This window comes from Mesorhizobium sp. M1A.F.Ca.IN.020.04.1.1, from assembly GCF_003997315.1.
GTDB lineage: Bacteria > Pseudomonadota > Alphaproteobacteria > Rhizobiales > Rhizobiaceae > Mesorhizobium.
Window position 1 is genome coordinate 11,022 of sequence record NZ_RZSN01000128.1, and the last position, 6,617, is coordinate 17,638.

The following is a 6,617-nucleotide window of genomic DNA, read 5'->3' on the forward strand; positions in this document are numbered from 1 at the left end:
AAGCCGATCCCGCCGGCTTCGATGGCCAAGCTGATGACGATGGAGGTGGTCTTCAACGCCATCAAATCGAAGCGGATCACGCTCGACGATACTTTCGTGGTCAGCGAAAACGCCTGGCGCACCGGCGGCGCGCCGTCGGGCACCTCGACGATGTTTGCCAAGCTCAAATCGGCGGTCCGTGTCGAGGATCTGATCCAGGGCGTGACCGTGCAGGCCGCCAATGACGGCTGCATCGTGCTTGCCGAAGGCATGGCAGGCTCGGAGGCGAATTTCGCCGCGCAGATGACGGAGCGTGCCCGCGAGCTTGGTCTCTCGAAATCGACCTTCGTCAATTCGACCGGGCTGCCGGCAGATGGCCAGCAGACGACAGTGCGGGAGCTCACGATGCTGGCACTGCACATCTGGCGCGACTATCCCGAGTTCTTCCACTACTACGGCCAGCCCGACTTCACCTGGAACAAGATCTCCCAGCGGAACCGCAATCCGCTTTTGGCCATGGGCATCGATGCCGACGGCTTCGTGGCCGGGGCGAGCGAGTCCGCCGGCTTCGGGATTGTCGGCACGGTCAGCCACAACGGCATTCGGGTGATCGCGGCGCTGAGCGGTCTGGCGAGCGACCGGGAACGCTCCGAGGAGGCGCGCAAGCTGCTAGACTGGGGGTCGCGCTCCTTCCAGAAGACGGAGATCTTCGCCAAGGATGAGGTCGTCGGCGAAGCCGAAGTGTTCGGCGGCGCCAAATCCGGCGTGGCCTTGAAAGCCAAGGGCCCGGTGGACATCTTTCTGCCGATAACCAACCGCGACAAGCTGACCGCCAGAATTGTCTATGACGGTCCGGTGGCGGCGCCGGTGGAGGAGGGGCAACCGGTCGGGGAGCTGCGCGTTTGGATAGGCGACACGCTCAGCCAGCGAACGCCGCTTTTCGCCGCCGAGGCGGTGAAGGTCGGGACGTTGCCGCAGCGTGCGCTTGACGCCGCCAAGGAACTGGCTGTCGGCTGGCTGCGTCAGAAACATTTGTGATCGGGCAGGCTCGTGGACCTTTTGCCGGACGGGAGCTATGACAGCGGCCAGCACGGGCGAAGGCATTCACGATTGGCGAGCGGATTTTTCATCACCTTCGAAGGCGGCGAAGGAGCCGGCAAGTCGACGCAGATCGAGCGGCTGGCACGGCGCATGCGCGCCAAGAAATACGAGGTTCTGGTGACACGCGAGCCAGGCGGCTCGCCGGGCGCCGAGGCGGTGAGACATGTGCTTCTGTCCGGGGCCGCCGAGCCCTTCGGCCCGAAGATGGAGGCGATCCTCTTCGCCGCCGCACGCTCCGACCATGTCGAGCAAGTGATCCGGCCGGCGGTCGAGCGCGGCACGATCGTGCTTTGCGACCGTTTCATCGATTCCTCGCGCGTCTATCAGGGGGTTACCGGCGGGCTCGATCCGGATTTCATGGAAGCGCTGGAGGCGGTCGCCATCAACGGCATGGTCCCCGACATGACGCTGATCTTCGACATTGATCCGGCCGAAGGTCTGAAGCGCGCGGCGGCACGCCGTGGCGCCGGCGACAGCGCCGATCGCTTCGAGAAGGAGACTGTGGCCATCCACCAGCGCCGGCGGGAGGCTTTCCTGGCGATCGCCGAGGCGGAGCCGGATCGCTGCATAGTGATCGATGCGTCGGCCGATCCCGAAACGGTGGAAAACGTCGTCACTGCGGCCGTGTTCGCGGTGCTGGAAAAGCGGATGCCGGTGCAAAGGAAGCAGACGGCGCCTGCATGATCTTCGAACGCATCGCCCCCGAACAGCACGACACGTTGGACGGCGTTCCCGAGCCATCGGAAACTTCGCGGCTGATCGGCCACGCGCAGACGGCGGGCATGCTTGCCACCGCTTACCGCGCCGGCAAGCTGCCGCATGCGCTGATCCTCGCCGGGCCGCACGGCATCGGCAAGGCCACGCTTGCCTTCCACCTGGCGCATCACCTTCTCAGACATCCCGATTTTGCGGCCGCGCCCGAAGCGCTTGCCGTTCCAGATCCGGCCTCGTCGCTGTTTCGCCAGATCGCTACCGGCGCGCATCCTTCGGTGCTGCATCTCACCCGTCCGGCCAACGACAAGACCAAAAGCTTCAAGACTGTGCTAACCGTCGACGAGATACGCAAGGTCAGCCGCTTCCTGTCTATGACCTCGCATGACGGCAGCTACCGCGTCGTCATCGTCGATCCGGCCGACGACATGAACACTAATGCCGCCAATGCCTTGCTCAAGAATCTTGAGGAGCCTCCGGCGCGCACCCTGTTCATCCTCATCGTAGCCGATCCCGCCGGCTTCGATGGCCAAGCTGATGACGATGGAGGTGGTCTTCAACGCCATCAAATCGAAGCGGATCACGCTCGACGATACTTTCGTGGTCAGCGAAAACGCCTGGCGCACCGGCGGCGCGCCGTCGGGCACCTCGACGATGTTTGCCAAGCTCAAATCGGCGGTCCGTGTCGAGGATCTGATCCAGGGCGTGACCGTGCAGGCCGCCAATGACGGCTGCATCGTGCTTGCCGAAGGCATGGCAGGCTCGGAGGCGAATTTCGCCGCGCAGATGACGGAGCGTGCCCGCGAGCTTGGTCTCTCGAAATCGACCTTCGTCAATTCGACCGGGCTGCCGGCAGATGGCCAGCAGACGACAGTGCGGGAGCTCACGATGCTGGCACTGCACATCTGGCGCGACTATCCCGAGTTCTTCCACTACTACGGCCAGCCCGACTTCACCTGGAACAAGATCTCCCAGCGGAACCGCAATCCGCTTTTGGCCATGGGCATCGATGCCGACGGCTTCGTGGCCGGGGCGAGCGAGTCCGCCGGCTTCGGGATTGTCGGCACGGTCAGCCACAACGGCATTCGGGTGATCGCGGCGCTGAGCGGTCTGGCGAGCGACCGGGAACGCTCCGAGGAGGCGCGCAAGCTGCTAGACTGGGGGTCGCGCTCCTTCCAGAAGACGGAGATCTTCGCCAAGGATGAGGTCGTCGGCGAAGCCGAAGTGTTCGGCGGCGCCAAATCCGGCGTGGCCTTGAAAGCCAAGGGCCCGGTGGACATCTTTCTGCCGATAACCAACCGCGACAAGCTGACCGCCAGAATTGTCTATGACGGTCCGGTGGCGGCGCCGGTGGAGGAGGGGCAACCGGTCGGGGAGCTGCGCGTTTGGATAGGCGACACGCTCAGCCAGCGAACGCCGCTTTTCGCCGCCGAGGCGGTGAAGGTCGGGACGTTGCCGCAGCGTGCGCTTGACGCCGCCAAGGAACTGGCTGTCGGCTGGCTGCGTCAGAAACATTTGTGATCGGGCAGGCTCGTGGACCTTTTGCCGGACGGGAGCTATGACAGCGGCCAGCACGGGCGAAGGCATTCACGATTGGCGAGCGGATTTTTCATCACCTTCGAAGGCGGCGAAGGAGCCGGCAAGTCGACGCAGATCGAGCGGCTGGCACGGCGCATGCGCGCCAAGAAATACGAGGTTCTGGTGACACGCGAGCCAGGCGGCTCGCCGGGCGCCGAGGCGGTGAGACATGTGCTTCTGTCCGGGGCCGCCGAGCCCTTCGGCCCGAAGATGGAGGCGATCCTCTTCGCCGCCGCACGCTCCGACCATGTCGAGCAAGTGATCCGGCCGGCGGTCGAGCGCGGCACGATCGTGCTTTGCGACCGTTTCATCGATTCCTCGCGCGTCTATCAGGGGGTTACCGGCGGGCTCGATCCGGATTTCATGGAAGCGCTGGAGGCGGTCGCCATCAACGGCATGGTCCCCGACATGACGCTGATCTTCGACATTGATCCGGCCGAAGGTCTGAAGCGCGCGGCGGCACGCCGTGGCGCCGGCGACAGCGCCGATCGCTTCGAGAAGGAGACTGTGGCCATCCACCAGCGCCGGCGGGAGGCTTTCCTGGCGATCGCCGAGGCGGAGCCGGATCGCTGCATAGTGATCGATGCGTCGGCCGATCCCGAAACGGTGGAAAACGTCGTCACTGCGGCCGTGTTCGCGGTGCTGGAAAAGCGGATGCCGGTGCAAAGGAAGCAGACGGCGCCTGCATGATCTTCGAACGCATCGCCCCCGAACAGCACGACACGTTGGACGGCGTTCCCGAGCCATCGGAAACTTCGCGGCTGATCGGCCACGCGCAGACGGCGGGCATGCTTGCCACCGCTTACCGCGCCGGCAAGCTGCCGCATGCGCTGATCCTCGCCGGGCCGCACGGCATCGGCAAGGCCACGCTTGCCTTCCACCTGGCGCATCACCTTCTCAGACATCCCGATTTTGCGGCCGCGCCCGAAGCGCTTGCCGTTCCAGATCCGGCCTCGTCGCTGTTTCGCCAGATCGCTACCGGCGCGCATCCTTCGGTGCTGCATCTCACCCGTCCGGCCAACGACAAGACCAAAAGCTTCAAGACTGTGCTAACCGTCGACGAGATACGCAAGGTCAGCCGCTTCCTGTCTATGACCTCGCATGACGGCAGCTACCGCGTCGTCATCGTCGATCCGGCCGACGACATGAACACTAATGCCGCCAATGCCTTGCTCAAGAATCTTGAGGAGCCTCCGGCGCGCACCCTGTTCATCCTCATCGTCCATGCGCCGGGCAGCCTGTTGCCGACGATCCGGTCGCGGTGTCAAATGGTGCGGCTGACGCCGCTTGCGCCGGACGAATTGATGGGTGTGCTGGAAGGCATCGAGCCGCCGCCGCCGGTCGATCCGGCGGCGCGCGCGGCTTTGGCCGAGCGGGCAGGGGGCAGCGCGCGCAACGCGATCCTGCTTACCCAGTATGGCGGGCTGGAAATCGCCGGCGCGCTCGACGCGCTGGTGGCGGCGCAAAAGCCGGACATTGCCGCTGCCCATCGGCTTGCCGAAGCCGTTGCCGGCCGCGACCAGGCGATCCAATTCGATATCTTCAACCGCCGCGCGCTCGATCTGCTGTCGGCCGCCGCCAGCGAAGCGGCCTTAGCCGGCGACCTCGCCAGGGCCAAAACGCTGTCCGACGCTTGGCACGAGGCCGTGAACACGATATCTGAGGCAGAGACCTACAATCTCGACAAGAAGCAGCACGCCCTGACCATGATCGACCGCCTGAATTCTGTGATGCGAATGTGACGGTTTTCTTAGTGCATGCCGCTGCCCCAAAACCGGGCACCACTTTCGGGCGGCATGCATCGGGATGGCAATCGCCATGCCGATAGTTTATCCACCGCCACAACTCACATTCAGACCTTCATGACGGTTCATTCATGTCACGCGAAAAATCCTACCTGACCACGCCGATTTTCTATCCGAATGGCAAGCCACATATCGGCCACGCCTATACGGTCATCGCCAGCGACGCGCTGGCCCGCTTCCAGCGTCTCGACGGCAAGGAAGTGTTCTTCCTCACGGGCACCGACGAGCATGGCCTCAAGATGCAGCAGACAGCCGAGAAGGAAGGCATCGCGCCGATAACGCTCGCCGACCGCAATTCGGCAATCTTTCGCTCGATGACCGAGACAGTCGGGGGCTCAAACGACGAATTCATCCGCACGACCGAACAACGTCACTACGCATCCTGCCAAGCGATCTGGAAGGCGATGGCCGCCAATGGCGACATCTATCTTGATCGCTACAGCGGCTGGTATTCGGTCCGCCAGGAAGCCTATTTCGACGAAAGCGAAACCACGCTCGGCGACGACGGCGTACGCCGCGAGCCGCTTGGCTCGCCGGTTGAATGGAACGAGGAGGAAAGCTATTTCTTCCGGCTATCCGCCTATCAGGACAAATTGCTGGCACTTTATGAGAGCCGGCCAGACTTCATCGGTCCAGCGGAGCGCCGTAACGAAGTGATCAGCTTCGTCAAGTCCGGCTTGAAGGACCTGTCGATCTCGCGCACCACTTTCAAATGGGGCGTGCCTGTACCGGGCAACGACAAGCATGTGATGTATGTCTGGGTCGACGCATTGACCAACTACATCACGGCCGCTGGCTATCCCGACACCAAATCCGAGCAATGGCACTACTGGCCGGCGACGCATATCATCGGCAAGGACATCGTGCGCTTCCACGCGGTCTACTGGCCGGCCTTCCTGATGTCGGCCGGCATAGAATTGCCGAAGCGCGTCTTCGCCCACGGCTTCCTGTTCAACCGCGGCGAGAAGATGTCCAAATCGGTCGGCAATGTCGTCGATCCGTTCGCGATGATCGAGCATTACGGGCTCGACCAGGTACGCTATTTCTTCCTGCGCGAGGTGCCGTTCGGGCAGGACGGCAGCTACAGTCACGAAGCGATCGTCAACCGCACCAATGCCGATCTCGCCAACGGCCTCGGCAATCTGGCGCAGCGCTCGCTGTCGATGATTGCAAAGAACTGCGGCGGGGCGGTGCCGAAGCGCGGCGAGCTCACCGAAGCCGACGCGGCGATCCTCGACCAGGCGGTGGAGGCGCTTGCGGTAGCGCGCAGAGCGATGGCGGAGCAGGGCATCCATCTGGCGCTGGCGGCGATCTTCGGCGTGGTGGCCGACGCCGACCGATACTTCGCGTCGCAGGAGCCCTGGGCGCTGCGCAAGTCCGATCCGGAGCGCATGGAGACGGTGCTGTGGACGACGGCCGAGCTTGTCCGGCGCGTGACCTTGC

Annotated in this window: 5 protein-coding genes and 2 pseudogenes; all 7 read left to right on the top strand. The window is 63.9% G+C overall.

Translation table 11 applies throughout. The features are described 5' to 3' along the window. Positions 1 to 1,017: D-alanyl-D-alanine carboxypeptidase family protein (locus EOA49_RS22610; protein ID WP_164749262.1), on the top strand; the 1,017-nt coding region annotated here is incomplete at its 5' end. A 72-nt stretch (positions 1,018 to 1,089) separates the two neighbouring features. Then, positions 1,090 to 1,764, top strand: coding sequence for a dTMP kinase (tmk, locus tag EOA49_RS22615; RefSeq protein WP_127217493.1), 675 nt, complete (start codon positions 1,090 to 1,092; stop codon positions 1,762 to 1,764). After that, positions 1,761 to 2,297: pseudogene (locus tag EOA49_RS22620) on the top strand (DNA polymerase III subunit delta'); the annotation flags it as partial. The gene tmk (EOA49_RS22615) and the pseudogene EOA49_RS22620, both read left to right, overlap by 4 nt. Before the next feature lies 1 nt (position 2,298). Further along, a pseudogene (locus tag EOA49_RS22625) lies at positions 2,299 to 3,312 on the top strand (D-alanyl-D-alanine carboxypeptidase family protein); the annotation flags it as partial. Between the two features lie 72 nt (positions 3,313 to 3,384). After that, positions 3,385 to 4,059: a dTMP kinase gene (tmk, locus tag EOA49_RS22630; protein ID WP_127217493.1), complete on the top strand. Its 675-nt coding sequence runs from the start codon at positions 3,385 to 3,387 to the stop codon at positions 4,057 to 4,059. Further along, positions 4,056 to 5,111, top strand: a complete 1,056-nt coding sequence (locus EOA49_RS22635) for a DNA polymerase III subunit delta' (protein ID WP_095825414.1) — start codon at positions 4,056 to 4,058, stop codon at positions 5,109 to 5,111. Before tmk (EOA49_RS22630) ends, EOA49_RS22635 begins: the two co-directional genes overlap by 4 nt. A gap of 134 nt (positions 5,112 to 5,245) precedes the next feature. Further along, positions 5,246 to 6,617 (top strand): methionine--tRNA ligase (gene metG, locus EOA49_RS22640; RefSeq protein ID WP_127243355.1); only part of this gene is annotated, 1,372 nt, incomplete at its 3' end.